Consider the following 25,058-nt stretch of genomic DNA (forward strand, 5'->3'; position numbering starts at 1 on the left):
ATCACATTGACGACAGGTGAAAAAATTACTGTAACTAATGGTGTTATGAATGTACCAAACAATCCGATTATTCCATTTATCGAAGGAGATGGAATTGGTCCTGATATTTGGGCAGCTGCATCTCGTGTACTAGAAGCAGCAGTTGAAAAAGCTTATGATGGTGAGAAGAAAATCGTTTGGAAAGAAGTGCTTGCAGGGGAAAAAGCATTTAACCAAACAGGCGAGTGGTTACCAGAAGAAACTTTAAATTTAATCCGTGAATATTTAATCGCGATTAAAGGTCCACTTACAACTCCAGTTGGCGGTGGTATTCGTTCTCTAAACGTAGCACTTCGTCAAGAATTAGATTTATATGTATGTCTACGTCCAGTTCGTTATTTTGATGGTGTTCCTTCACCTGTAAAACGTCCGGAAGATACTGATATGGTTATTTTCCGTGAGAATACAGAAGACATTTATGCTGGAATTGAATATGCACAAGGATCTCCGGAAGCAGAAAAAGTCCTTGCTTTCTTAAAAGAAGCAATGGGTGTTAATAAAATCCGCTTCCCAGAAACATCTGGTATTGGTATTAAACCAATCTCAGAAGAAGGGACAAAGCGTCTTGTTCGTGCTGCAATTCAATATGCAATTAACGAAAAACGTTCTTCTGTTACATTAGTTCATAAAGGAAACATTATGAAATTTACAGAAGGTGCTTTCAAAAACTGGGGTTACGAAGTAGCGGAACAAGAATTCGGCGATAAAGTATTTACTTGGGCTGAATATGATCGTATCGTTGAGAAAGATGGTAAAGATGCAGCGAATAAAGCGATGGCAGACGCTGAAGTGGCTGGGAAAATCATCGTAAAAGATTCTATTGCAGACATCTTCTTACAACAGATTTTAACTCGTCCACGTGAGTTCGATGTTGTTGCAACAATGAACTTAAACGGAGACTACATCTCTGATGCACTTGCTGCACAAGTAGGTGGAATTGGTATTGCACCTGGTGCAAACATTAACTATGTGACTGGACATGCTATCTTTGAAGCTACACATGGTACAGCTCCAAAATATGCAGGTTTAGACAAAGTAAACCCATCTTCAGTTCTTCTTTCTGGTGTATTATTATTAGAGCACTTAGGATGGAACGAAGCTGCGAAATTAGTAACTGATTCAGTTGAGAAAACAATTGCTTCAAAAGTAGTAACTTATGATTTCGCACGCTTAATGGAAGGTGCAACAGAAGTGAAATGTTCTGAGTTCGCTAATGAACTTATTAAAAACATGGATGTAGCGATAATCAAAAACGCATAATTAAAGCGGGGGGTAAATTATGACAATCAAACGCAAGAAAGTTTCAGTCATCGGTGCAGGATTTACAGGAGCAACAACAGCATTCTTATTAGCACAAAAAGAACTTGCAGATGTTGTATTAGTGGACATTCCACAACTGGAAAATCCAACAAAAGGGAAAGCGTTAGATATGTTAGAAGCGAGCCCAGTACAAGGTTTTGATGCTAACATTATTGGAACATCTGATTACGCAGATACTGCTGATTCTGACGTTGTCGTTATTACAGCAGGTATTGCACGTAAGCCTGGTATGAGCCGTGATGACTTAGTAGCAACAAACTCTAAAATTATGAAAAGTATTACGCGCGACATTGCAAAACATTCACCAAATGCGATTATTGTTGTGTTAACAAATCCAGTTGATGCAATGACATATTCTGTATTTAAAGAAGCAGGATTCCCGAAAGAGCGTGTTATCGGTCAATCGGGCGTATTAGATACAGCTCGTTTCCGTACATTTATTGCACAGGAATTAAATCTTTCTGTGAAAGACATTACAGGATTTGTTCTTGGTGGACACGGTGACGATATGGTACCTCTTGTACGTTATTCTTATGCAGGTGGCATTCCGTTAGAAACGTTAATTCCGAAAGAGCGTTTAGAAGCAATCGTAGAACGTACCCGTAAAGGTGGCGGCGAGATTGTAGGCTTATTAGGAAACGGTAGTGCATATTACGCACCAGCTGCTTCTTTAGTTGAAATGACAGAAGCAATCTTAAAAGATCAACGCCGTGTATTACCAGCTATTGCGTACCTTGAAGGTGAATATGGTTATAGCGACCTTTACTTAGGGGTACCAGTAATTCTAGGTGGTAACGGAATTGAAAAAATTATTGAGTTAGAACTTCTTGCAGATGAAAGAGAAGCGTTAGATCGCTCTGTAGAATCTGTACGTAATGTTATGAAGGTTCTTGTTTAATAATTAAATATAAGCGGAAAAAGATTCGGGGCCCCGAATCTTTTTCTACTATTTATTCAAATGTTTTTTTGAAATAATATGAAAACGCTATCATTTGGTGTATCCTATAATGAAACTATAGATTTATACTAGACATTGCCCTCATCATAGTAAATTTTGGATCAGGTATCGCTATTAGTAGGATAATAAGGTGAAAAAATCGGAGGGGGTTGTAACATGTTAAAGAAAAAAGTTCAAATTGGTCGTAGAATGGATGAAATTACAGTAGGAGAGAAATTATCTATCACTGAAAAAATTGAGGATAAAGATTTGTTATTGTACTTAGGGTTAACGAATGATGCCAATCCATTATATATTCAGCATGATTACGCATCCCAAACTCCGTATGAAAAGCCGATTGTACCAAGCATTATGCTAACGGGAATGATTACAACGGCAGTTACGAAATATTTACCAGGTCCAGGTAGTCATATTACTAGGAAGGACCTTACGTTCGTGAAGCATGTTCACCATTATGAAACGTTACAAATCCACTTTGAAGTTGTGGCTGTTTCTGAGGAGGAACATACAATTGATATGCTTGTATCTGCTCATGATGAAAAAGGAGAAACGGTTGTAAAGGGTTCTTTAACAGTAACGCCGCCTTTTAAATCAGTTTCTATTATGGAAAAAGCATTAGATAATTTTTAAAACATGAAAATATGAATAGCGCTAGCATACCTTACTATAAGGGGCTAGCGCTATTTTTAGTTGAAAAATCCTTCTTTGAACCCTTCAGCAAATTCTGAACAACCTGTTTTAATCGTATCCCAGCTAGGTACGTTAAAAGTAAGGAAACATGTTACTGCTACAGTTAAAATAGGTAGTAATACTCGCATAATAGACCTCCGTGTTATTAATATTTATATATTAAAATTAATAATATAAATATTAGTAATGTAAGTCAATAAAAGGGGTGATTTTTAAGGTGAAGTGGAAAAAAGAAGATGTTATCTTTGAAACGATAAGAGAAGCTGAAGTGTGGGCAGACGGGGTCGCGAATGAAATGTATGGAAGACTATTTGATAGATATGAAACACCGGACTATAAAATAGCGTATGCTCTTTCGTTTTTCCTAGCGCAGGAGAGGGGATTTGTGGTTCATACGGAAAAATACTTTGAAAAAGGTAGGTTTATCTACCGAGTTTGGATAGCGGAGAGGGAGAGAGAATGAAGTTTTAATTGCTTTTATTTTCGAAGCATTAGTACAAACGAGCTCCATGAATAGACAATTATATTGAGAGGGAACTTGTTTTCTAGTATGATGAGAATAACGGGGAAAATACTAGGATGAAGAAGGTTTCAAGTCTATAACTTGGAGGAAAAGAATGAACAATCGTATTTTAGTAGTTGATGATGAGGAGTTTATCTTAACTTTAATTGAATTTAATCTACAACAAGCTGGGTTTGAAGTGATAACAGCGATGGATGGAGAAATGGCGCTTCAAAAAGCGACAACAGAACGCCCAGATTTAATTATATTAGATTTAATGCTTCCGAAAATGGATGGTATGGAAGTGTGTAAAGAATTACGATTGCAGCGCGTTATGACGCCGATTTTAATGTTAACAGCAAAAGATGATGAATTTGATAAGGTGCTAGGTCTTGAACTTGGGGCAGATGATTATATGACGAAGCCATTTAGCCCAAGGGAAGTTGTTGCACGTGTGAAGGCAATTTTGCGCCGCACGAAATTACAACAAGAAGAACAAGTTGCAGAAACGTCAGATGAAGAGAGCATCACACTTGCTGAACTTAAAATTTTGCCGGAATTTTATGAGGCTTATTTCCAAGGAAGAAAGCTTGAATTAACACCAAAAGAATTTGAACTACTTGTTTATCTAGCGAAAAATAAAAGTCGCGTGTTGACACGTGATCAATTATTAAGTGCTGTATGGAACTATGATTTTGCTGGTGACACACGAATTGTTGACGTTCATATTAGCCATTTGCGCGATAAAATTGAACAAAATACGAAAAAACCGACGTACATTAAAACGATACGTGGTTTAGGATATAAATTAGAGGAGCCAAAAGGGGATGAATAAATTTCGTTCCAGGCTTCTTTTTACATTTGTTTCTCTTATTGTTTTTATTTTAGTCGGACTAGGTTTATTACTGGAAACCGTGTTTGAAAACTATTATATAGATCATGCAAAAGAGAGAATGGTAAAAGAGACAGAGTATATTGCGGTATTAGCAGAAGAACAGGGTTTTGATAATGTTTTAAAAAATCCATATGTATTTGAAAAGTTAGAAGAAAAAATACAGGCTTCTATTGCATTTGTAGATGAAAAAAAGAAAGTTCAATATAGCGGCGGAGAACAGTCTGCATTTAGCCAAGGGATAATTAAAGAACTTTCTTCTGAAACAACAAAACAAAGAAATAAAGTCATTACGAAAGAAACGGATCAGAATAATGAATTTTATCATGCGGTATTCGTTCAAGATGTAGCAGGGAAACAAGGATACATTTTGGTGAAAAGTACAATTGAACCTTTGAAAACTGTTCATCAAAAAACGTGGGGATTATTAATTATCGGATTTGTTATCGCTTGTCTCGTAGTCGTATTTTTAGGTATGAAAATTACAGGGCAATATATTAGGCCAATTGAATCCGTTACGAAAGTTGCTATCGAATTAGCGAAGGGAAATTATAAAGCACGCGCTTATGAGAGTCATTCGGATGAAACGGGAATGCTGAGTAAAGCGATTAATATTTTAGCCCGTAATTTACAAGAGATGACACTTGAGCAAGAAATGCAACAAGATCGTTTGCATACGTTAATTGAAAATATGGGAAGCGGAATGATTTTAATTGATAGCCGCGGTTATATAAACCTTGTAAACCGTTCTTATAAGGAGACTTTCCACGTAACAGATGAAGAATATTTAGATCGTTTATATTATGAGTCGTTTCATCATACAGAAATTATAGAGCTCGTGGAAGAAATCTTTATGACAGAAGTGAAAGTGCGTAAACAAATGTTATTGCCGCTTGGAATTGAGCGAAAGCATTTTGAAGTATATGGAGCACCGATTATCGGGACGAACCATGAATGGAAAGGGATTGTCCTTGTATTCCATGACATTACTGAGCTAAAGAAATTAGAACAAATGAGAAAAGACTTTTTAGCGAATGTTTCTCATGAACTAAAGACACCGATTACTTCTATTAAAGGTTTTTCAGAAACGCTCTTGGACGGTGCTATGGATAATAAAAAATTCTGCGAACATTTCTTGCACATTATTTTAAAAGAAAGTGAACGCATGCAAGGGTTAATTGAAGATTTATTAGATTTATCAAAGATTGAGCAACAAGGATTTAAATTGAGTATGGGGACCGTTGATATGAAGGGACTTCTTGAAGATATTCATATGGTGCTTGATAACAAAGCAGGAGAAAAAGAAATTTCTTTACAAGTAAATGCGCTAAAAGGAGTCTCGGTCATTGGAGATCCAAGTCGTTTGAAGCAAATCTTTATTAATTTAATGAATAACGCAATCGTATATACGCCGGCTGGAGGCGTTGTTTCTGTAGAATTAGCAGAAGATAAATATAATGCTTATATAAAAGTATCGGATACGGGAATTGGTATTAGTAAAGATGAAATTCCGCGTATTTTTGAACGCTTTTACCGAGTGGATAAAGCGAGAAGTAGAAATACTGGTGGTACAGGCCTCGGATTATCGATTGTAAAGCATTTAGTTGAGGCACATCACGGTACGATTACAGTGGATAGTGAAGTTGGGGAAGGGACAACATTTACAGTTGTTTTACCAAAATCAGCAACTGAAAAATAGGATGAAGGATGTTTACAATATATTAACAATGGCTTAATTAAATATTAATAAAGGTCTGTTAATATAATACATGAAAACCCCTTCATCCAAGGAGTAATTTTGGACGAGAATAGTTATGCTGTTCTCGTCACTTCCCTTTTATGTTAGTAAACGTTTGTATATATGATAGAAAATAGCCGTTATTTTTCTTCTCTCTATTAGTCATGTTAATATAGAGAGAGGAAAGGAACGGTTTTTTTTCTGTGAAAAAAATCATTTCAAATTTGTATGGGGAGGTTTCTGGTTTGGAAAAAAAGGTCGTATTAGTAGATGGTAACAATATCGCGTATCGTGCTTTCTTTGCACTACCGCTTTTAAATAACGACAAAGGTATACATACGAACGCAATTTACGGTTTTACAATGATGTTAATGAGAATATTAGAGGAAGAAAAACCGACGCATATGTTAGTAGCGTTTGATGCGGGTAAAACGACATTCCGTCATAAAACGTATAGTGAGTATAAAGGAGGACGTCAAAAGACTCCACCTGAATTATCAGAGCAATTCCCGTTTATTCGTGAGATGCTTGATGCATTCAACGTACCGCGTTATGAATTAGAAAATTATGAAGCGGATGACATTATGGGGACGTTAGCGAAAGAAGCGAGTGAACAAGGGTTTCATGTAAAAGTTATCTCAGGAGATAAAGACTTACTGCAACTTGTTTCAGATAATACACTCGTATGTATTCCTCGTAAAGGGATTACAGAAGTGGATGAATATACGAAAGAAGCTTTATTTGAGAAATACAGCTTATCACCAAAGCAAATTATCGATATGAAAGGTTTAATGGGAGACCAGTCAGATAATATTCCAGGTGTACCAGGAGTTGGTGAAAAAACTGCGATTAAATTGTTAACACAGTTTGAAACGGTCGAGGCAGTGTATGAAAATATAGATCAAGTAAGCGGGAAGAAATTAAAAGAAAAGCTAGAAGCAAATAAAGACCAAGCTCTTATGAGTAAAGATCTTGCAACTATTATTACAGATGCGCCGATTACAGTGCATGTGGATGATATGGAGTATAAAGGGTATGAAGCAAGTGATGTGATTCCAATGTTCGAGAATTTAGGATTTACATCACTTTTAAATAAATTAGGTGTTACGCCAGAAGAAACGACTCCAGCTGAATTAGATGATATTACATTTGATATTGTGGAAGAAGTTACAGAAGAAATGCTAGTGCAAGATTGTGCGCTTATTGTTGAAGTACAAGAAGATAACTATCATAAAGCGGACATTCAAGGTTTTGGTATTCAAAATGAAAATGGCTGTTACTTTATTCAAACAGAAATTGCTCTTAAGTCAGACGCTTTTAAAGAGTGGCTTGCAGATGGAGAAATGAGAAAGTATACATTTGATGCGAAGCGCGCAATCGTTGCACTTAAATGGAACGGGATAGATATGCAAGGGATTGACTTTGATCTACTAATCGCTGCTTATTTACTTGACCCGGCTGATACGGATAAAGATTTCCGTACTGTAGCAAAAATGAAAGAAACACATGCTGTGAAATCTGATGAAGAAGTTTACGGAAAAGGTGCGAAGCGTGCTGTTCCAGAGCTAGAAGTAGTAGCGGAGCATGTAGCTCGTAAAGTGCACGTATTATATGATGTAAAGCAAACATTCGTTGAAGAGTTACAAAAGAATGAGCAATATGAACTGTTTACAGAGTTAGAATTACCACTTGCGCGTGTATTAGCTGATATGGAAGTAAAAGGTGTAAAAGTTGATACGGAGCGTCTTCGTAATATGGGAGAAGAACTTGCAGGTAGATTAAAGGAAATGGAACAGGAAATTTATAAGCTTGCGGGAACAGAATTTAATATTAATTCACCGAAGCAGCTTGGTGTTATTCTGTTTGAAAACTTAAACTTACCAGTTATTAAAAAGACGAAAACAGGTTATTCTACGTCAGCTGATGTACTAGAAAAGCTTATGGATCGCCATGAAATCATTCCAAACATTTTACATTATCGTCAATTAGGGAAACTAAATTCAACTTATATTGAAGGTTTATTAAAAGTTGTACATGAAGATTCATCTAAAATCCATACTCGTTTCAATCAAGTATTAACGCAAACAGGTCGATTAAGTTCAACGGATCCGAACTTGCAAAATATCCCGATTCGATTAGAAGAAGGAAGAAAGATTCGTCAGGCATTTGTTCCATCAGAAGAAGGATGGATTATGTACGCGGCAGATTATTCACAAATTGAACTTCGCGTATTAGCTCATATTGCAAATGATAAAGGGCTAGTTGAAGCGTTCCAACATGACATGGATATTCATACGAAAACAGCGATGGATGTATTTGGCGTTGAAAAAGATGAAGTAACTTCGAATATGAGACGACAAGCGAAAGCTGTCAATTTCGGAATTGTATATGGTATTAGTGATTATGGTCTTTCACAAAACTTAGGAATTACAAGAAAAGCAGCAGCGGAATTTATTGAAAAGTATTTAGAAAGTTTCCCTGGTGTACAAGAATACATGAGTGACATCGTAAAAGATGCGAAACAAAAAGGGTATGTGGCTACATTATTAAATCGCCGCCGTTATATTCCGGAAATTACGAGTCGTAATTTCAATTTACGTAGCTTTGCTGAGCGTACGGCTATGAATACACCAATTCAAGGGACTGCAGCAGATATTATTAAAAAAGCGATGATTATTATGGCAGACCGTCTAGAAGAAGAAGGATTACAGGCGCGTCTACTTCTGCAAGTACACGATGAATTGATATTTGAAGCACCAAAAGAAGAAATTGAAAAATTAGAGAAGCTTGTACCTGAAGTAATGGAACATGCGATTGAACTCGCGGTTCCGCTGAAAGTTGATTATTCTTACGGTCCAACTTGGTACGACGCAAAATAAGGAAGTGATGAAATGCCTGAATTACCAGAGGTTGAAAATGTTAGGCGGACGCTTGAAAATCTTGTAACAGGAAAAACGATTGAAGATGTCATTATTACTTATCCAAAAATAGTAAAACGTCCCGATGATGCAGAAATCTTTAAAGAAATGCTAAGAGGCGAGAAGATTGAAAATATAAAGCGAAGAGGAAAGTTTTTGCTTTTATATGTAACGAATTATGTTATTGTTTCACATTTACGTATGGAAGGTAAGTTTTTACTGCATCAAGAGGATGAGCCAATTGATAAGCATACACACGTCCGTTTCTTATTTACAGATGGAACTGAATTACATTATAAAGATGTGAGAAAGTTTGGTACGATGCATCTCTTTAAGAAAGGTGAAGAATTGAATCAAATGCCTCTTGCTGACTTAGGTCCAGAGCCGTTTGATGCTGAATTGACACCGCAGTATTTACAAGAAAGATTGCAAAAGACTAATCGTAAAATAAAAGTCGTATTATTAGACCAGCGTCTTTTAGTAGGGCTTGGAAATATATATGTAGATGAAGTTTTATTCCGTTCTCAAATTCATCCGGAACGAGAAGCTTCGTCTTTAACAGCAGAAGAAATTGAACGAATTTACGAGGCGACTGTTACAACGTTAGGCGAAGCAGTGAAGCGAGGCGGAAGTACAATTCGAACGTATATGAATTCGCAAGGGCAAATTGGCTCATTCCAAGAACTTCTAAATGTATACGGAAAAAAAGGAGAACCATGTGTGACTTGCGGTACGATATTAGAAAAAACGGTTGTTGGCGGAAGAGGAACGCATTACTGCCCGATTTGTCAGCCGAGAATATAGAAAAGAGATAACATCGGATAGGCATTTGTCATATACATACAGCAGGGCTATGTATAAGGGAGGAGCTTACCGATGTACCTTTATTTATCTCTTATTTTATTAGCTTTTACATTAAGCTTAGATAGCTGTAGTGTAGGGCTAACATATGGTTTAAGAAGCGTAAGAATTCCACTAAGATCAATTATAATTATCGGAATGTGTTCAGCAGCTGTTATGCTTGTTTCAATGGGAATTGGACATATGATCGCGAAAATATTTTCACCTGTTATCGCAACGCGTATCGGTGGGCTTGTTCTTATTGGGATAGGAATTTGGGTATTATATCAATTTTTTCGAAGTGAGAAAAAAGAAGAACCAAAGCAAGAGGAGAAGGTTTGGAAATTAGAAATTGCTTCACTCGGGTTAGTGATTCAAATTTTACGGAAACCGACTGTTGCAGATTTTGATAAATCAGGCACCATTTCCGCAGGAGAAGCATTGCTTCTTGGTATCGCTCTTTCTATAGATTCGTTCGGTGCTGGAATTGGTGCATCTTTATTAGGGTATGCGCCAGCTATGATGGCGATATTAGTTGCGGTTATGAGTTCTTTGTTTTTATTTATTGGAATGAAACTTGGAACGGTTTTATCAAATATGAAGTGGTTACAAAAATTTACATTCCTGCCTGGGATATTACTCATTATTATTGGAATTTGGAAAATGTAAGTATGGGCGTGGAACATTAGTTTCGCGCCTTTTATATTGTGAGGAGGATTATGATGACAGTAGTAATTGGATTAACGGGAGGCATTGCAAGCGGAAAAAGTACAGTGTCTCAAATGTTTCGTGAACTGAGTATACCGGTTATTGATGCAGATATTATTGCAAGAGAAGTTGTAGAGCGAGGAAAACCAGCATATAACAAAATTGTAGAAGTGTTTGGAACGGAAGTATTACAAGAAGATGGAGAATTGGATCGGCCGAAATTAGGAAGTGTCGTTTTCTATAATGAAGAAAAACGATTGCAGTTAAATAAAATTGTTCATCCTGCGGTGCGTGAGGAAATGAATACGCAAAAGGAAATGTACATAAAAGAAGGGGCGCAAGCGGTTGTGTTAGATATACCTCTCTTATTTGAAAGCAAATTAACAAGTCTTGTTGATCGTGTTTTAGTTGTAGCAGTTACACCGAAAACACAATTAGAACGTTTAATGAAACGAAATAATTTTTCAGAAGAAGAAGCAACAGCTCGTATTCAATCTCAAATGCCGTTAGAAGAAAAAGTGAAGAATGCAGATGAAGTGATAAATAATGATGGCACAATTATGGGAACGAAAACACAATTACAGGTGATTTTAAAGAATTGGAACATTATTGACTAAAAAATTGTGAAATTAATGAAAATGCTTAGTGACATATCCCCTTTTTGTGTTATACTATTATTGGGATTGGAGATAAATAGTATAACGCATTCAAGGGGGATAACATATTATGACTCGTGTGGCAATTAATGGATTTGGACGTATTGGGAGAATGGTATTTCGTCAGGCAATAAAAGAAAGCGCATTCGAAATTGTAGCAATCAATGCAAGCTATCCATCTGAAACGTTAGCACATTTAATTAAATATGATACAGTTCACGGCAAGTTTGACGGAACAGTAGAAGCATTTGAAGATCACTTGTTAGTTGATGGGAAAATGATTCGCCTTTTAAACAACCGCGATCCAAAGGAATTGCCTTGGACAGATTTAGGTGTTGAAGTTGTAATTGAAGCAACTGGTAAATTTAATTCAAAAGAAAAAGCAATTCTTCATGTTGAAGCTGGAGCGAAAAAAGTTATTTTAACAGCGCCTGGTAAAAATGAAGATGTAACAATTGTAGTTGGTGTGAACGAAGACCAATTAGATATTGCAAAACATACTGTTATTTCAAATGCATCTTGCACAACAAACTGTTTAGCGCCTGTTGTTAAGGTGTTAGATGAGCAGTTTGGAATTGAAAACGGTTTAATGACAACTGTTCACGCTTATACAAATGACCAAAAAAATATTGATAACCCACATAAAGATTTAAGAAGAGCGCGTGCTTGCGGACAATCAATCATTCCGACAACGACAGGTGCTGCGAAAGCGCTTGCAAAAGTTCTTCCGCACTTAAACGGAAAACTTCATGGTATGGCACTTCGTGTACCAACGCCAAACGTGTCTCTTGTTGACTTAGTAGTAGATGTAAAACGTGATGTGACAGTTGAAGCTATTAATGAAGCATTCAAAACTGTTGCAAACGGTGCATTAAAAGGTATTGTAGAATTCAGTGAAGAGCCTTTAGTATCTATTGACTTTAATACAAATACACACTCAGCTATTATTGATGGTTTATCTACAATGGTAATGGGTGATCGTAAAGTGAAAGTACTTGCTTGGTATGATAACGAGTGGGGCTACTCTCGTCGTGTTGTAGATCTTGTAACGTTAGTTGTTGACGAATTAGCGAAGCAAAAAAATGTGCAACATATTTAAGTGAATAAGGGAGAGGGCAAGCGAATATTTGCCCTCTTTTTTTATTTTTTTCTGAAAAGGAAAAAAATTATAGGAGTATATTTTTGAAAGTGGACATACCACGAAACGTTGTGATTACTGTATTTGTGAATCATTTATTTTTTTTAGGGAAAAGTAAAGAGGAAAATATGACAGAAAATCGAAAAAACTGTTGTTGCAAAATGAAAATAAACAAAGTATACTAACACTCGTAAACTTAAGAGCTGAGGTACGTAGTCACTACTTAAAGGGTTAGGACCTCTCTGGACTAACTTTCCCCCGTGGTAGTGGAGCAAGCCAAATTGCAAATTAGTTTTCAATTCGAACAGTTAGAATAAATTTACAAGGGGGAACTGTAGAATGGATACTATGGATACGATGGGTCGTCACGTAATCGCTGAACTTTGGGATTGCGATTTCGACAAGCTTAATGACATGCCGTATATTGAACAATTATTTGTGGATGCAGCACTGAGAGCTGGTGCTGAAGTGCGTGAGGTTGCTTTCCATAAATTTGCACCACAAGGTGTAAGTGGAGTAGTAATTATCTCGGAATCACATTTAACAATTCATAGCTTTCCGGAGCACGGTTACGCAAGTATTGATGTTTATACTTGTGGGGATCGTATTGATCCAAATGTTGCTGCAGAATATATTGCAGAAGGTTTAAACGCGAAAACGCGTGAGAGCATCGAGCTTCCTCGAGGCACTGGTAGCTTCGAAATTAAGCAGAGAGAAACAAAAGCTCTTTAAAAAAGAACATAATTGATTTAAAATGTAAAGAGGTGTATAATGCACCTCTTTTTTAGTTTATAAAAAAGGAAAAATATAACGTACTCGTTAGTGAGATAAATTGAGCTCTTACGAATAAGTTAGCACCCCATCTACCATCTTATTTTGGAAAACGAGATGATAAAATAATGTGCTTAAACTTAAAGTGGTAAGAGAGTTAAAATGAGTTATATAATATTGTATATATATTGTCAGATGAAGTAAGTAGAGAAAAAATAAAGAGTATAGTGTAAAGGAGTGAATATATTGCGTTGTCCATCCTGTTCGCATAATGGTACAAGAGTGTTAGATTCGCGTCCGGTAGACGAGGGGCGCTCTATTCGAAGAAGGAGAGAGTGTGAAAGTTGTTTAAGTCGCTTTACGACATTTGAAAGAGTAGAAGAGTCACCTCTTATCGTTGTAAAAAAAGAAGGCACACGAGAAGAATTTAATAAAGAAAAGATTTTGCGCGGCTTAATTAAAGCGTGCGAAAAAAGACCAGTATCTTTAAGACAATTAGAAGAAGTAACTCAAAGTGTGGAACGTGAACTTCGTAATTTAGGTATATCAGAAGTGAAAAGTGATATGATTGGTGAAATTGTTATGGAAGAACTGCGTGATATTGATGATGTTGCTTACGTGCGTTTTGCTTCTGTATATCGCCAATTTAAAGATTTAAATGTATTTATTGAAGAATTAAAAGATATACTGCAAAAAGAAAGAGAGTAGAAGTTGTATTTTATTCTCTTTACATACCGTAAGTAATGAGATAGGAGAGCTAGAAGCGAAAGCTAATAGCTCTTTTTCGCTAAGCAATTATATAATGAAGATAGAACGAATGAAGTAGAGGATAGATTGGATGAGAGAAAGGAAAAGCAAGAATGGAAAAACAGTCATGGATGGAGCTATTGCCAATTGATCGTTATAAAGTAAGTGCGAAAGGGTTACTGCATAATTACGACCGAAAAGTGTTAACGATGTTGTATCAGCCGTTAATAGGTAGTAGAGCTTTTAGTTTGTACATGACGCTATGGGGAGAGTTAGAGCAAGATCGTGTGTTTGGAAAAGAGAATACACATCATTCCCTTATGGTGACCATGCAGATGCAGCTTCCCGAAATATATGAGGAACGAGTAAAGTTAGAAGCAATTGGGCTTTTGAAGGTATATATTAAGAAAGAAAAAGATATTCGAATGTTTATATACGAATTGCAACCACCTTTATCTCCGAAGCAGTTTTTTGATGATATTGTGTTAAGCATCTTTTTATACAATCGATTGAGTCGGACAAAATATAATCAAGTAAAGCAATATTTCTTAGAAGAAGAATTTGATTTTGCTTCTTATGAAAATGTTACGCGTTCTTTCAATGATGTGTTTGGTTCGTTTAATCCAGGACAGCTTGAGCATGCGCAAGAAGATCTTCGTATTCCAAAAACGACAGCTATGCCAAGTAACGAGAAGGGAGACGCTCCAAAAGTTTGGAATGATTTCTTTGATTTCTCCTTATTTGTAGATGGCTTGTCTGCTCTTGTCCCTAAAAAGGCGATTACAGATCAAGTGCGAGAATGTGTCAGTACACTTGCTTACGTGTACGATGTAGATGTGTTATCGATGCAAAATATCGTTCTTGGTACGGTGACAGAGATGCAGACAATTGATATCGAAAGGCTTAGAAAAGGAGCACGTGATTGGTATCAGTTCGAAAACGGTCAAGCGTTACCTGTATTAAGTGAAAGAGTACAACCTCACGCTGCACGTATGATGGAAGGAAAAGAGCCTTCTACGCAAGAAGAGATGTTAATAAAACAGTTAGAGGAAATCTCACCAAAACAACTATTAAAAGAAATCTCTGGTGGTGCAGAGGCGACAAAGGCTGACTTGCAGATCGTTGAAGATGTAATGATCAATCAAAAATTAACGCCAGGTGTTGTGAATGTACTTATTTATTACGTTATGCTACGCTCAGATATGAAGCTTGCGAAAACGTATGTGGAGAAAATTGCTGGGCATTGGGCACGTAAAAAGGTCGGTACAGTAGCTGAAGCAATGGCGTTAGCGAAAGAAGAAAACCGTCAATATCAAGAATGGGCTGAGACGAAGAAAAAAGGCCGTACGTCGAAGAAAACGATAAGAAAAGAAATGGTACCAGATTGGCTGAAAGAAGAGCCGAAAGAACAAGAGAAAGAAACAGTGAAGAAAGATGTAAGTAAGAAAAAAGATGCAAGTACGTTAGATGATGAACGAAAACGACTAGAAGAAGTGTTAAAAAAATATAAGCGTGATTAATAGAAGAGAATGAACGCTCTTTGAGGTGAGAAAATGGAGCATATTCAAAATTCATTTGCAAAGTTAATGGAAAATAAAAATTTTAAAAATAGATATGAAGTATTAAAGGCGGAAGTAATGGCACATCCGCGTGTGAAAGAATTTATAGACGAACATCAAGGTGAAGTAACAACTTCTATGATTGAGCGCAGCCTTGTGAAGTTATACGAATATATTGGACAAAGTGTAGGTTGTGCGGATTGTCCGGATCTAGGTTCGTGTAAAAACATGCTGCAAGGATATGAGCCAAAGCTCGTTATCCAAGGGAAGATGATTGATATTCAATACGATCGTTGCGTTAGAAAAGTAGCATATGACGAGAGAAAGAAATATGAAAAACTCGTTCAAAGTGTATATATGCCAACTGACATTTTACAGGCAACGATGGAAAACTTAGATCCTTCAGATTTAGATGCGCGTATTGATGCAATTGGTGCAGCTAATGAATTTTTAAGTACATATGAACCTGGTAAAAAAGTACAAGGTTTATATTTGTACGGTAAATTTGGTGTAGGGAAAACGTATTTGTTAGGAGCAATGGCGAATGAACTTGCTCAAAAGAAAATAAGTTCGATGCTCGTATACTTCCCTGAATTTTTACGTGAAATTAAAAGTTCGATTCAAGATAATTCGATTGGGGAAAAGATTGATGCGGTGAAACGCGTACAAGTTTTAATGCTAGATGATATCGGAGCAGAAGCGATGTCAAGTTTTGTGCGTGACGATGTGCTTGGTGCAATTTTGCAATTCCGTATGTTAGAAAACTTACCGACGTTCTTTACGTCTAACTTTGATTTCAAGGAATTGGAACATCATTTAACGTATACACAGCGTGGTGAAGCAGAACAAATGAAAGCAGCACGTATTATGGAACGAATTAAATATTTAGCGAAGCCAATTCCGATTGGCGGGAAAAACCGACGTCATAAGTAAAGAGTAAGCTGAAAAGCTTGCTCTTTTTTCGTTTTGAACACTTTTCAGAATAGGTGAATTGCAAAACGAAAAACTTCTTATAGAAAATTCATTGTAGCTTGTATCATTTTTTTCTCCCTCCCTTAATATATATAAAATTAGCAAGCCATATTGAGTGGATTTTCTAACGATAGGAAATGTAATTCTACTAAGAGTGAACTTCCACGGGACGGACTCTTATAGGATTTGTAACGTATAGATACAATCCTTTAGAGCAGGGATAAAAGGGGGGACAAAAGTGATTGAAATTTGCTTCGAAGAAAAAAATGATGCTATGCATGTATATAGACAACTATTGAAAAGAGCGGAACTGTTATATAAGGAAACGAGTGTGTATTTACAGGAACAAAAAGTGGTGATTCACATACCAGTATGTGAATCGAATTATATTGAAAAGATTTTATTGCCGGTAATGGTATATTTCATTGTGAATGTAAAGCAAAATAAGTGGATTTATACAATCTTAAAAGAGAAGTTTTTTTATGAAGAAGAGGAAGAGTGTCATCAAATATTGCATATGGCACAAGAGATTTTAAAGGGAAGAAGAAAAGGGATTGCTCGTGAATTAACACGTCACACATTTGAATCATATATTAAATCTTCTTTAAATAACTGGCTTTGTGATCCGCTTTCGTTCTCGTTTTCATCATATGTTCGTTTTCGCCTTCGTACATATAGGGAAATGGTAGCTAAGCTTGCTGAATTGTCGATTGATGAGTATAAGTTGGAACAAGAATATCAAATGTTTATTGAGACGCTAAGGCAACAAGTGCGCAGCCGAAAATCACGTTTGTCCTGTGTGCATCTTATTTTTGATGAAAGTTTTATTTTCTATGATGATAAAGGTAGACGTTTAAAACAGGAGAAATTGGTCCAATATATAGACGAGGAATTATTAAAGCAAAAGGATGTATATATTGATACGAAAGTAATTGCACCACTTCTTTCTATTTCGCCGAAAAAAATTTATTTATATACGAAAGAACAAGACCATAATATGATTATTACTTTGCGAAATGTATTTCAAGAACGGGTCCAATTACATGGATTACATGAGTTTGAGCGCAATGTGAAAAATTTAAAAAATAAAGGTAACGCCCTTGATTTTCTAAGTTTTTGAGCATATAATTACCTACATAAATGAAATATATTGAAATGTCATGATGAGGACATGAGTAGTTTTCTACGATTTTCAGAGAGGGAAGCCTTAGGGTGTGAGCTTCCTAGTACGGGATTATTACTTACCACCTCTAAACTTTAGCAGTGAACGGTTTTTTCTAGTAATTGCTAACGGACAACACCGTTATGTTGAACTTGAGCAATTAACAATAATGTTAATTGGAACAAGGGTGGAACCACGAATTCAACACTCGTCCCTTTTTACGGGATGAGTGTTTTTTATTTTGAAAAAAAGAGGAGTGACCAGTGATGGCAGATGTAGTTAAAATTACTTTCCCTGATGGAGCTGTGAAGGAGTTTCCAAAAGGCGTAACAACTGAAGAAATCGCAGCTTCTATTAGCCCAGGCTTAAAGAAAAAAGCTGTGGCTGGAAAATTAAACGATGAGATGATCGATCTTGTTACACCAATCGAAGAAGATGGTGCAGTTTCTATTATTACATTAGATTCTGAAGATGGCTTATACATTTTACGCCATTCAACAGCCCACCTATTAGCACAAGCGTTAAAACGTTTATATAAAGATGCTAAGCTTGAGCTCGGCATTGGTCCAGTAATTGAAAATGGCTTCTACTACGATATTGATATGGAAGAAGCAATCACAGTTGAAGACTTCAAGAAAATCGAAAAAGAAATGCAAAAAATTGTGAACGAGAACTTAGAAATCGTTCGTCATGAAGTGCCACGTGCAGAAGCACTTCGTCGCTTTGAAGAAATCGGCGATGAGTTAAAATTAGATTTAATTAACGATCTTCCAGAAGATGCAGTTATTTCAATCTATGAGCAAGGCGAATTCTTCGACCTTTGCCGTGGTGTTCACCTTCCATCTACAGGGAAAATTAAAGTATTTAAATTATTAAGCGTTGCAGGTGCTTACTGGCGCGGCGATAGCAATAATAAAATGCTACAACGTATTTACGGTACTGCATTCGTTAAGAAAGCAGAATTAGATGAGCACTTACGTATGCTTGAAGAAGCGAAAGAGCGCGATCACCGTAAATTAGGTAAAGAATTAAAACTATTTACTAATAGCCAAAAAGTAGGACAAGGTTTACCACTTTGGTTACCAAAAGGTGCAACTATCCGCCGCATTATCGAGCGTTACATCGTTGATAAAGAAGCAAGCTTAGGCTATGATCACGTATACACTCCAGTACTAGGAAGCAGAGAGCTTTATGAAACTTCTGGTCACTGGAATCACTACCGTGATGGTATGTTCCCATCAATGGAAATGGATAATGAAGAGTTAGTTCTTCGTCCGATGAACTGCCCTCACCACATGATGGTTTATAAAAATGATATTCACAGCTACCGTGAATTACCAATCCGTATTGCGGAACTTGGAACAATGCACCGCTATGAAATGTCTGGAGCATTATCTGGATTACAACGTGTACGCGGAATGACTTTAAACGATGCACACATTTTCGTTCGCCCAGATCAAATTAAAGAAGAGTTAAAACGTGTTGTAAACTTAACTCTAGAAGTGTACAAAGATTTTGGTTTAGAGAACTATTCATTCCGTCTATCTTATCGTGACCCAGCTGATACTAAAAAGTACTATGCTGATGATGAGATGTGGGAAAAAGCACAAGGTATGTTAAAAGAAGCTATGGATGAAATGGGTCTTGATTACTATGAAGCTGAAGGTGAAGCGGCATTCTACGGTCCAAAACTTGACGTTCAAGTTCGTACTGCTCTTGGAAAAGACGAAACACTTTCAACTGTACAATTAGACTTCTTACTTCCAGAACGCTTTGAATTATCTTACGTTGGTGAAGACGGTAAACAACATCGTCCAGTTGTAATTCACCGTGGTGTTGTATCAACTATGGAACGTTTCGTAGCCTTCTTAATTGAAGAATACAAAGGTGCATTCCCAACTTGGTTAGCTCCAGTTCAAGCGCAAGTAATTCCAGTTTCTCCGCAAGTACATTTAGACTATGCGAAGAAAGTACAAGATGAATTACGTCGTGCTGGTATCCGTGTTGAATTAGATACTCGTGAAGAGAAAATTGGTTACAAAATCCGTGAAGCACAAATGCAAAAAATTCCGTACATGCTTGTAGTAGGTGACAATGAAGTAACTGAAAACGGCGTAAACGTACGTAAATATGGTGAACAAAAATCAGAAACAATTGCATTAGATGCTTTTGTTGATATGATTAAAGTAGAAGGAAAACGATAAGACAGAGCCGCGGTATACCGCGGCTTTCGTATGTATTATAAAAAAGAAAAACTAGAAAAAATAACCAAACTATACTTATCATAAAAAAGTATTGCAAGTATGTTAGTTGTTTGTTACAATATTTCTTGTTGTTAGTAAAACACATAGTGTCTTCTTGACAGACGTCATGTCCTATGATAAACTCATCAAGGATAATAGAATATTGTTTTGTGGAACAAGTAGAAGCACCCGCTTCTCACCTGATGGACGCATTCGCAGTTTACAGGTAAATGTATTTCTTACTTAAGAATTTACAAGTGTGGGTGTCGTATGCCCGCACTTTTTTTGTCGGGTTCTATGACTACAAAAGATGTTCTGAAAAAACCTTGGAGGTGGCTTACTATTAGCAAGGATATGATGATTAACGAGCAAATTCGTGCACGTGAAGTACGTTTAGTTGGTGCAAATGGCGATCAACTTGGAATCAAGTCTCGTAATGACGCTTTAGACTTAGCTGCAAATCTTAATCTTGATTTAGTATTAGTTGCTCCAAATGCGAAACCGCCAGTATGCCGCATTATGGACTACGGTAAATTCCGCTTTGAGCAACAGAAGAAAGAAAAAGAACAGCGCAAAAATCAAAAAGTAATTAGCATGAAAGAAGTTCGTTTAAGTCCAACAATTGATGAACACGACTTTAACACAAAACTTCGTAATGCTATCAAGTTTTTAGAGAAAGGCGACAAGGTTAAAGCGTCAATTCGCTTTAAAGGACGTGCCATTACTCATAAAGAAATCGGTCAACGTGTTTTAGATCGCTTCTCAGAAGCTTGTGCTGAAGTTAGTACAATTGAATCTAAGCCTAAAATGGAAGGACGTAGTATGTTCTTAGTTTTAGCACCGAAAAACGATAAGTAATAGATAGAGGAGGAAATACCTATGCCTAAACAAAAAACTCATCGCGGCTCTGCAAAGCGTTTCAAAAAGACTGGATCAGGTAAACTGAAACGTTCTCACGCTTACACAAGCCATTTATTCGCTAACAAATCTACAAAAGCTAAACGTAAACTACGTAAAGCTGGTGTAGTAAGCGCTGGTGACTTCAAACGCATTCGTCAAATGCTTGACAACTTAAAATAAGTTCGGCTGATATATAGAACAATTAGGAGGTAATATTATGCCAAGAGTAAAAGGTGGTACAGTTACTCGTCAACGTCGTAAAAAAGTTATAAAATTAGCAAAAGGTTACTACGGTTCTAAGAGTACATTATTCAAGGTTGCTAACCAACAGGTTATGAAATCTCTAATGTATGCATTCCGTGACCGTCGTCAAAAGAAACGTGACTTCCGTAAATTATGGATTACACGTATCAACGCAGCAGCTCGTATGAATGGTCTTTCTTACAGCCGTTTAATGCACGGTCTTAAAAATGCTGGCATCGAAGTTAACCGCAAGATGCTTGCTGACTTAGCTGTTCATGACGAAAAAGCTTTCGCTGAATTAGCAACAGTTGCAAAAAACAACATTAACTAATTAATTAGTTGAAACCTTAGAAGATTTTTCTTCTAAGGTTTTTTTATTTGTATGCAAAGAGAAGTATGTCGTTATCGATATGACAAAATCAATATAAAAGCTATAGCGATATAGAAGAATATATATATGAAGCCAGGAGAATTCTCCTGGCTTTTTTCAATTATCCCCCTTTGGAAAGAAGAGTATCTTTCCTACCTGAAACGACACTGCTATAATGGAAAGATGATATGGAACTTTCATCAGATAAAATAAATTTTTTATCAGTGGACAATCTCCGGATAATGATTAACTATCACCAATCGGAGTGAACAATCTAATAGTGATGATTGAAACGTATTTGTAAATTAAGGACAAGCTATTTTGTAAAGAGATAAATGGCTGACTTATTAATAAGAAACGAAAAATAATAATGAACTTTGAGATGAAACAACATTGTTGCGTAAAATGCGATGTTGGAGGAGGACAATAGAATGGACTTACTACAACTATTTAAATTACAAAAAGAATTAGATGACCGTATTGTGAAAGAGCATGATTTACAACCGAAAAAGTTGTTAAAAGAAAAAATGTTAGCTCTTCTTGTAGAAATTGGAGAACTTGCAAATGAAACACGTTGTTTTAAATATTGGAGCAACAAACCAGCATCAGAACGTGAAGTAATATTAGAAGAATACGTAGATGGCTTGCATTTTATTTTATCAATCGGAATTGATTTAGGTATTGATAAAAACTTCCTATTCTATAAATGTGCACAAACGAATAAAACACAAGTAGAAATTTTCTTAGACACATATGCGAAAGTAATTCGTTTTACAGATCAACCATCTATTACGAACTATATTGAATTATTTACAAGCTACCTTCGACTTGGACAAGCGCTAGAGTTTGAGCAAGAAGAAATTGAAAAGGCATATTTAGATAAAAATGAAGTAAATCATCAGCGTCAAACACAAGGATACTGATTTAATTTTTGAATATTTCAATTTCCTTTTGTATAATGAAGTGACTGAAGAAAAAGGAGGGTGTTGGCAATGACAAAATTAGACACAACATTGACAATGCTAAAAGAATTAACAGATGCACGTGGTATTGCGGGTAACGAGCGTGAACCACGCGAAGTAATGAAGAAATATATTGAGCCGTTTGCGGACGAACTTTCTACTGATAATTTAGGAAGTTTAGTTGCGAAAAAAATAGGGGAAGAAAACGGCCCTAAAATTATGGTTGCAGGTCATTTAGATGAAGTTGGCTTTATGATTACGCAAATTGATGACAAAGGTTTCCTTCGTTTCCAAACAGTTGGTGGCTGGTGGTCACAAGTTATGCTTGCGCAGCGCGTGACAATTGTAACGCGTAAAGGAGATGTAACAGGTGTAATTGGTTCAAAACCACCACACATCTTACCTCCAGAAGCGCGTAAAAAGCCAGTTGAAATTAAAGACATGTTCATCGATATTGGTGCTTCTAGCCAAGAAGAGGCAATGGAGTGGGGCGTACGACCTGGCGATCAAGTTGTACCTTACTTTGAATTCCAAGTGATGAAAAATGAAAAAATGTTACTTGCAAAAGCATGGGATAACCGAATTGGTTGTGCAATTGCAATTGACGTATTAAAACAATTAAAAGATGAAAAGCATCCAAACGTTGTATACGGCGTAGGGACTGTACAAGAAGAAGTTGGTCTTCGTGGTGCGAAAACATCTGCGAACTATATTAAACCAGATATCGCATTCGCAGTAGATGTTGGTATCGCTGGTGACACACCAGGTGTAACGGCAAAAGAAGCGCAAAGTAAAATGGGTGATGGACCACAGATCATTTTATATGATGCTTCTGTTATTGGACATACAGGTTTACGTGACTTTGTAGTTGATGTTGCTGACGAATTACAAATCCCGTATCAATATGATTCAGTAGCGGGCGGTGGAACGGATGCAGGCGCAATTCACATTTCTGCAAATGGTATTCCGTCTATGGCAATTACGATTGCAACGCGCTACATTCATTCTCATGCGGCAATGTTACACCGTGATGACTATGAAAATGCAGTGAAGTTAATTGTAGAAGTTATTAAACGTCTTGATAAAGAGGCTGTACATAACATTACATTTAATTAATAGAAAAAGCGAAGGAGATTTTCCTTCGCTTTTTTATGTTTTAAAAAGGTCGTTCTAATCCTGCAGCAGTATGAGCACCTAAAATGATTAAACGAGTTAATTGCATAGCCATAAAATGCGGGGTATAAATCATCCCTCTTTTTAACCATGACATAATCATCCCGATATGAGCTCCTGTCACATAACTAATTAAAATATCACGAGGAACCATAAGATCTTTATCATCTGGCTGTGAAATAGACAGGCTTAATGTTAAATGTGTTTGTATTGTTTTCATCATTTTATAAGAGTAGTTTCCAGCGGCTTTATCACCAAGCATAACGTTATAGAAGTTCACATTTTCTGCAATATGTTCGAACAAAGCCAAAAATGTCGGATGTGGTGAATCAAATGTAAGTTGAAAATCTTCTTTATTTCTATTTTTCGGCTTAATAACTTCTGTTAACTTCTCTAACATTTCTTCAATGCTTTTGTCTAATAGGTCATATTTATCATGGTAATGGCTATAAAACGTAGTGCGATTTACAGGAGCACGTTCTGCAATATGTTGAACAGTTACATCATCAAATCCTTTTTCGCCTACTAAAGCGACAAAAGCATCCTGTATGAGTTGTCTCGTCCGCTTTACACGTGGATCATTTGTATTTTTAATAGACATTTTTACTTCCCCTCGTTTAATTTTCTATACTTAAACAACATATAGGTATTATATTGTTGTTTAAGCGACATTTCATACTTAAATTGTCGGTTGTAGATTCAAAATAATTATTTATAATTATAAACGATAGTCCTTCAGAAATCAGCACCGCTCGCAGGTAGATAAATTTCAATTTACACCGCAGATGGTGTGATTTTTTTGTTTAAAAGTTAATATAATTAACAATTAAACACTCTAAACAATAAGGACGTAAATAGTTTAGAAAAAAATTATATGCGATATAAGGAGAGGAATGCAATGAATCAGTTTCGAAGAATGGTGATTATCAACATTATCACATTAATTGTACTAGTTGGCGGCGGTATTGGCGGTTATTACTATTACAATCAAGCGGAAAATTATTTAAAAACAGAAAATGCAAAAATTGATGGAAAGGTAATTCCGATTGCATCACCAGTAGCAGGTAAATTAATTGACTGGAAAGCTGAAGTAGGAAAGAATTACAATGAAAATGATAAATTAGGTGCTGTTACTGTAGCGGCAGCAAATGGAGAACAAACAGTAGATGTAACAATTCCACAAAATGCAACAATTGTGCAATCAAATGCAACAACAAATGCTTTCGTTGGAGCAGGTAGCCCAATTGCTTATGCATTTGATATGAACAATTTATGGGTAACAGCAAACATTGAAGAAACAGATGTTGACGATGTACAAAAAGGTCAAGATGTAGATGTGTATGTGGATGCATACCCAGATACAACTTTATCAGGAAAAGTAGAGCAAGTTGGATTAACAACAGCGAATACATTCTCTATGTTACCATCAAGCAACGCAACAGCGAACTATACGAAAGTAACACAAGTAGTACCAGTTAAAATTTCTTTAGATCATAGTAAATCAGTAAATATTGTTCCTGGAATGAATGTGTCAGTTCGTATTCATAAGTAAGGGGG

General features: G+C 36.3%; 25 protein-coding genes and 2 other annotated features. Of the genes, 23 read left to right on the plus strand and 2 right to left on the minus strand.

Annotated features, from left to right (window positions below):
- The first annotated feature begins 6 nt into the window (after positions 1 to 6).
- The 3 genes from icd to QCI46_RS04435 all read left to right on the plus strand — a co-directional run bounded on the left by icd (position 7) and on the right by QCI46_RS04435 (position 2,947).
- A complete protein-coding gene (gene icd, locus QCI46_RS04425) occupies positions 7 to 1,299 on the plus strand; it encodes an NADP-dependent isocitrate dehydrogenase (protein ID WP_000206896.1) in 1,293 nt (430 codons plus the stop codon).
- A 19-nt stretch (positions 1,300 to 1,318) separates the two neighbouring features.
- Positions 1,319 to 2,257: a malate dehydrogenase gene (gene mdh / locus QCI46_RS04430; RefSeq protein WP_000153234.1), complete on the plus strand. Its 939-nt coding sequence runs from the start codon at positions 1,319 to 1,321 to the stop codon at positions 2,255 to 2,257.
- A gap of 216 nt (positions 2,258 to 2,473) precedes the next feature.
- Positions 2,474 to 2,947 (plus strand): MaoC family dehydratase, encoded by a 474-nt coding sequence (locus QCI46_RS04435; RefSeq protein WP_000914190.1) that lies wholly within the window; start codon positions 2,474 to 2,476, stop codon positions 2,945 to 2,947.
- Between the two features lie 56 nt (positions 2,948 to 3,003).
- Here QCI46_RS04435 and QCI46_RS04440 read toward each other — a convergent pair whose 3' ends face one another.
- Positions 3,004 to 3,135, minus strand: coding sequence for a hypothetical protein (locus tag QCI46_RS04440; RefSeq protein ID WP_353839685.1), 132 nt, complete (start codon positions 3,133 to 3,135; stop codon positions 3,004 to 3,006).
- Between the two features lie 89 nt (positions 3,136 to 3,224).
- Between QCI46_RS04440 and QCI46_RS04445 the strand changes: the two genes are divergently transcribed.
- The 19 genes from QCI46_RS04445 (at position 3,225) to QCI46_RS04535 (ending at position 23,444) form a co-directional block, all read left to right on the plus strand.
- Positions 3,225 to 3,470: a hypothetical protein gene (locus tag QCI46_RS04445; RefSeq protein WP_000871398.1), complete on the plus strand. Its 246-nt coding sequence runs from the start codon at positions 3,225 to 3,227 to the stop codon at positions 3,468 to 3,470.
- Between the two features lie 154 nt (positions 3,471 to 3,624).
- Positions 3,625 to 4,344, plus strand: a complete 720-nt coding sequence (phoP, locus tag QCI46_RS04450) for a two-component system response regulator PhoP (protein ID WP_016086006.1) — start codon at positions 3,625 to 3,627, stop codon at positions 4,342 to 4,344.
- Positions 4,337 to 6,100 (plus strand): sensory box histidine kinase PhoR, encoded by a 1,764-nt coding sequence (gene phoR / locus QCI46_RS04455; RefSeq protein ID WP_353839686.1) that lies wholly within the window; start codon positions 4,337 to 4,339, stop codon positions 6,098 to 6,100. The genes phoP and phoR overlap by 8 nt, the downstream gene beginning before the upstream one ends.
- A gap of 284 nt (positions 6,101 to 6,384) precedes the next feature.
- Positions 6,385 to 9,018, plus strand: a complete 2,634-nt coding sequence (gene polA / locus QCI46_RS04460) for a DNA polymerase I (protein ID WP_353839687.1) — start codon at positions 6,385 to 6,387, stop codon at positions 9,016 to 9,018.
- A 12-nt stretch (positions 9,019 to 9,030) separates the two neighbouring features.
- Positions 9,031 to 9,861 carry a DNA-formamidopyrimidine glycosylase gene (mutM, locus tag QCI46_RS04465; protein WP_087985380.1) on the plus strand — a complete coding sequence of 277 codons (831 nt, stop codon included), beginning with the start codon at positions 9,031 to 9,033 and terminating at the stop codon, positions 9,859 to 9,861.
- 72 nt (positions 9,862 to 9,933) lie between these two features.
- Entirely contained in the window at positions 9,934 to 10,566 is a 633-nt protein-coding gene (ytaF, locus tag QCI46_RS04470; protein ID WP_262745143.1) for a sporulation membrane protein YtaF, read from the plus strand.
- A gap of 53 nt (positions 10,567 to 10,619) precedes the next feature.
- The gene (gene coaE / locus QCI46_RS04475) at positions 10,620 to 11,222 is read left to right on the plus strand and encodes a dephospho-CoA kinase (RefSeq protein WP_353841834.1); all 603 of its coding nucleotides are present in this window, start codon (positions 10,620 to 10,622) and stop codon (positions 11,220 to 11,222) included.
- Between the two features lie 109 nt (positions 11,223 to 11,331).
- On the plus strand, positions 11,332 to 12,360 hold the full coding sequence (locus QCI46_RS04480; protein WP_097844335.1) for a glyceraldehyde-3-phosphate dehydrogenase: 1,029 nt from the start codon (positions 11,332 to 11,334) through the stop codon (positions 12,358 to 12,360).
- Positions 12,361 to 12,747: 387 nt separating this feature from the next.
- Entirely contained in the window at positions 12,748 to 13,131 is a 384-nt protein-coding gene (gene speD / locus QCI46_RS04485) for an adenosylmethionine decarboxylase (protein ID WP_002003660.1), read from the plus strand.
- A gap of 285 nt (positions 13,132 to 13,416) precedes the next feature.
- Positions 13,417 to 13,878 (plus strand): transcriptional regulator NrdR, encoded by a 462-nt coding sequence (gene nrdR / locus QCI46_RS04490; protein WP_001203687.1) that lies wholly within the window; start codon positions 13,417 to 13,419, stop codon positions 13,876 to 13,878.
- 152 nt (positions 13,879 to 14,030) lie between these two features.
- Positions 14,031 to 15,437, plus strand: a complete 1,407-nt coding sequence (locus QCI46_RS04495) for a replication initiation and membrane attachment family protein (RefSeq protein WP_000415023.1) — start codon at positions 14,031 to 14,033, stop codon at positions 15,435 to 15,437.
- Positions 15,438 to 15,470: 33 nt separating this feature from the next.
- Entirely contained in the window at positions 15,471 to 16,409 is a 939-nt protein-coding gene (gene dnaI, locus QCI46_RS04500) for a primosomal protein DnaI (protein ID WP_000400114.1), read from the plus strand.
- A gap of 277 nt (positions 16,410 to 16,686) precedes the next feature.
- A complete protein-coding gene (gene ytxC / locus QCI46_RS04505; RefSeq protein ID WP_087985377.1) occupies positions 16,687 to 17,568 on the plus strand; it encodes a putative sporulation protein YtxC in 882 nt (293 codons plus the stop codon).
- Positions 17,569 to 17,599: 31 nt separating this feature from the next.
- Positions 17,600 to 17,829: a binding site (T-box leader), on the plus strand.
- A gap of 47 nt (positions 17,830 to 17,876) precedes the next feature.
- Positions 17,877 to 19,814 (plus strand): threonine--tRNA ligase, encoded by a 1,938-nt coding sequence (thrS, locus tag QCI46_RS04510; protein WP_000786074.1) that lies wholly within the window; start codon positions 17,877 to 17,879, stop codon positions 19,812 to 19,814.
- A 210-nt stretch (positions 19,815 to 20,024) separates the two neighbouring features.
- Positions 20,025 to 20,145: a sequence feature (ribosomal protein L20 leader region), on the plus strand.
- A 62-nt stretch (positions 20,146 to 20,207) separates the two neighbouring features.
- Complete coding sequence (gene infC, locus QCI46_RS04515) at positions 20,208 to 20,711, plus strand: translation initiation factor IF-3 (protein WP_000973214.1); 504 nt, start codon at positions 20,208 to 20,210, stop codon at positions 20,709 to 20,711.
- A 21-nt stretch (positions 20,712 to 20,732) separates the two neighbouring features.
- Positions 20,733 to 20,933, plus strand: coding sequence for a 50S ribosomal protein L35 (gene rpmI, locus QCI46_RS04520; RefSeq protein ID WP_001125946.1), 201 nt, complete (start codon positions 20,733 to 20,735; stop codon positions 20,931 to 20,933).
- Positions 20,934 to 20,970: 37 nt separating this feature from the next.
- Entirely contained in the window at positions 20,971 to 21,327 is a 357-nt protein-coding gene (rplT, locus tag QCI46_RS04525) for a 50S ribosomal protein L20 (protein ID WP_001138364.1), read from the plus strand.
- A 470-nt stretch (positions 21,328 to 21,797) separates the two neighbouring features.
- Positions 21,798 to 22,289 carry a dUTP diphosphatase gene (locus QCI46_RS04530; protein ID WP_000365057.1) on the plus strand — a complete coding sequence of 164 codons (492 nt, stop codon included), beginning with the start codon at positions 21,798 to 21,800 and terminating at the stop codon, positions 22,287 to 22,289.
- A gap of 69 nt (positions 22,290 to 22,358) precedes the next feature.
- The gene (locus QCI46_RS04535) at positions 22,359 to 23,444 is read left to right on the plus strand and encodes a M42 family metallopeptidase (protein WP_353839688.1); all 1,086 of its coding nucleotides are present in this window, start codon (positions 22,359 to 22,361) and stop codon (positions 23,442 to 23,444) included.
- Positions 23,445 to 23,484: 40 nt separating this feature from the next.
- Here the strand turns inward: QCI46_RS04535 and QCI46_RS04540 are convergent, their stop codons facing one another.
- Complete coding sequence (locus QCI46_RS04540; RefSeq protein WP_353839689.1) at positions 23,485 to 24,102, minus strand: TetR/AcrR family transcriptional regulator; 618 nt, start codon at positions 24,100 to 24,102, stop codon at positions 23,485 to 23,487.
- Between the two features lie 297 nt (positions 24,103 to 24,399).
- On the opposite strand from QCI46_RS04540, the gene QCI46_RS04545 reads away from it, so the two are divergent.
- Positions 24,400 to 25,053: an HlyD family secretion protein gene (locus QCI46_RS04545; RefSeq protein WP_353839690.1), complete on the plus strand. Its 654-nt coding sequence runs from the start codon at positions 24,400 to 24,402 to the stop codon at positions 25,051 to 25,053.
- Positions 25,054 to 25,058: the final 5 nt, after the last annotated feature.

It is taken from the genome of Bacillus cereus group sp. RP32 (assembly GCF_040459735.1).
Lineage (GTDB): Bacteria > Bacillota > Bacilli > Bacillales > Bacillaceae_G > Bacillus_A > Bacillus_A wiedmannii.

Excerpts from the sequence above, each read along its gene's own strand:
- mdh (WP_000153234.1), top strand. The coding sequence starts at position 1,319 with ATGACAATCAAACGCAAGAAAGTTTCAGTCATCGGTGCAGGATTTACA.
- QCI46_RS04435 (WP_000914190.1), top strand. The coding sequence starts at position 2,474 with ATGTTAAAGAAAAAAGTTCAAATTGGTCGTAGAATGGATGAAATTACA.
- QCI46_RS04440 (WP_353839685.1), bottom strand. The coding sequence starts at position 3,135 with ATGCGAGTATTACTACCTATTTTAACTGTAGCAGTAACATGTTTCCTT.
- phoP (WP_016086006.1), top strand. The coding sequence starts at position 3,625 with ATGAACAATCGTATTTTAGTAGTTGATGATGAGGAGTTTATCTTAACT.
- phoR (WP_353839686.1), top strand. The coding sequence starts at position 4,337 with ATGAATAAATTTCGTTCCAGGCTTCTTTTTACATTTGTTTCTCTTATT.
- mutM (WP_087985380.1), top strand. The coding sequence starts at position 9,031 with ATGCCTGAATTACCAGAGGTTGAAAATGTTAGGCGGACGCTTGAAAAT.
- ytaF (WP_262745143.1), top strand. The coding sequence starts at position 9,934 with ATGTACCTTTATTTATCTCTTATTTTATTAGCTTTTACATTAAGCTTA.
- coaE (WP_353841834.1), top strand. The coding sequence starts at position 10,620 with ATGACAGTAGTAATTGGATTAACGGGAGGCATTGCAAGCGGAAAAAGT.
- QCI46_RS04480 (WP_097844335.1), top strand. The coding sequence starts at position 11,332 with ATGACTCGTGTGGCAATTAATGGATTTGGACGTATTGGGAGAATGGTA.
- speD (WP_002003660.1), top strand. The coding sequence starts at position 12,748 with ATGGATACGATGGGTCGTCACGTAATCGCTGAACTTTGGGATTGCGAT.
- QCI46_RS04495 (WP_000415023.1), top strand. The coding sequence starts at position 14,031 with ATGGAAAAACAGTCATGGATGGAGCTATTGCCAATTGATCGTTATAAA.
- dnaI (WP_000400114.1), top strand. The coding sequence starts at position 15,471 with ATGGAGCATATTCAAAATTCATTTGCAAAGTTAATGGAAAATAAAAAT.
- thrS (WP_000786074.1), top strand. The coding sequence starts at position 17,877 with ATGGCAGATGTAGTTAAAATTACTTTCCCTGATGGAGCTGTGAAGGAG.
- infC (WP_000973214.1), top strand. The coding sequence starts at position 20,208 with ATGATGATTAACGAGCAAATTCGTGCACGTGAAGTACGTTTAGTTGGT.
- rpmI (WP_001125946.1), top strand. The coding sequence starts at position 20,733 with ATGCCTAAACAAAAAACTCATCGCGGCTCTGCAAAGCGTTTCAAAAAG.
- rplT (WP_001138364.1), top strand. The coding sequence starts at position 20,971 with ATGCCAAGAGTAAAAGGTGGTACAGTTACTCGTCAACGTCGTAAAAAA.
- QCI46_RS04530 (WP_000365057.1), top strand. The coding sequence starts at position 21,798 with ATGGACTTACTACAACTATTTAAATTACAAAAAGAATTAGATGACCGT.
- QCI46_RS04535 (WP_353839688.1), top strand. The coding sequence starts at position 22,359 with ATGACAAAATTAGACACAACATTGACAATGCTAAAAGAATTAACAGAT.
- QCI46_RS04540 (WP_353839689.1), bottom strand. The coding sequence starts at position 24,102 with ATGTCTATTAAAAATACAAATGATCCACGTGTAAAGCGGACGAGACAA.
- QCI46_RS04545 (WP_353839690.1), top strand. The coding sequence starts at position 24,400 with ATGAATCAGTTTCGAAGAATGGTGATTATCAACATTATCACATTAATT.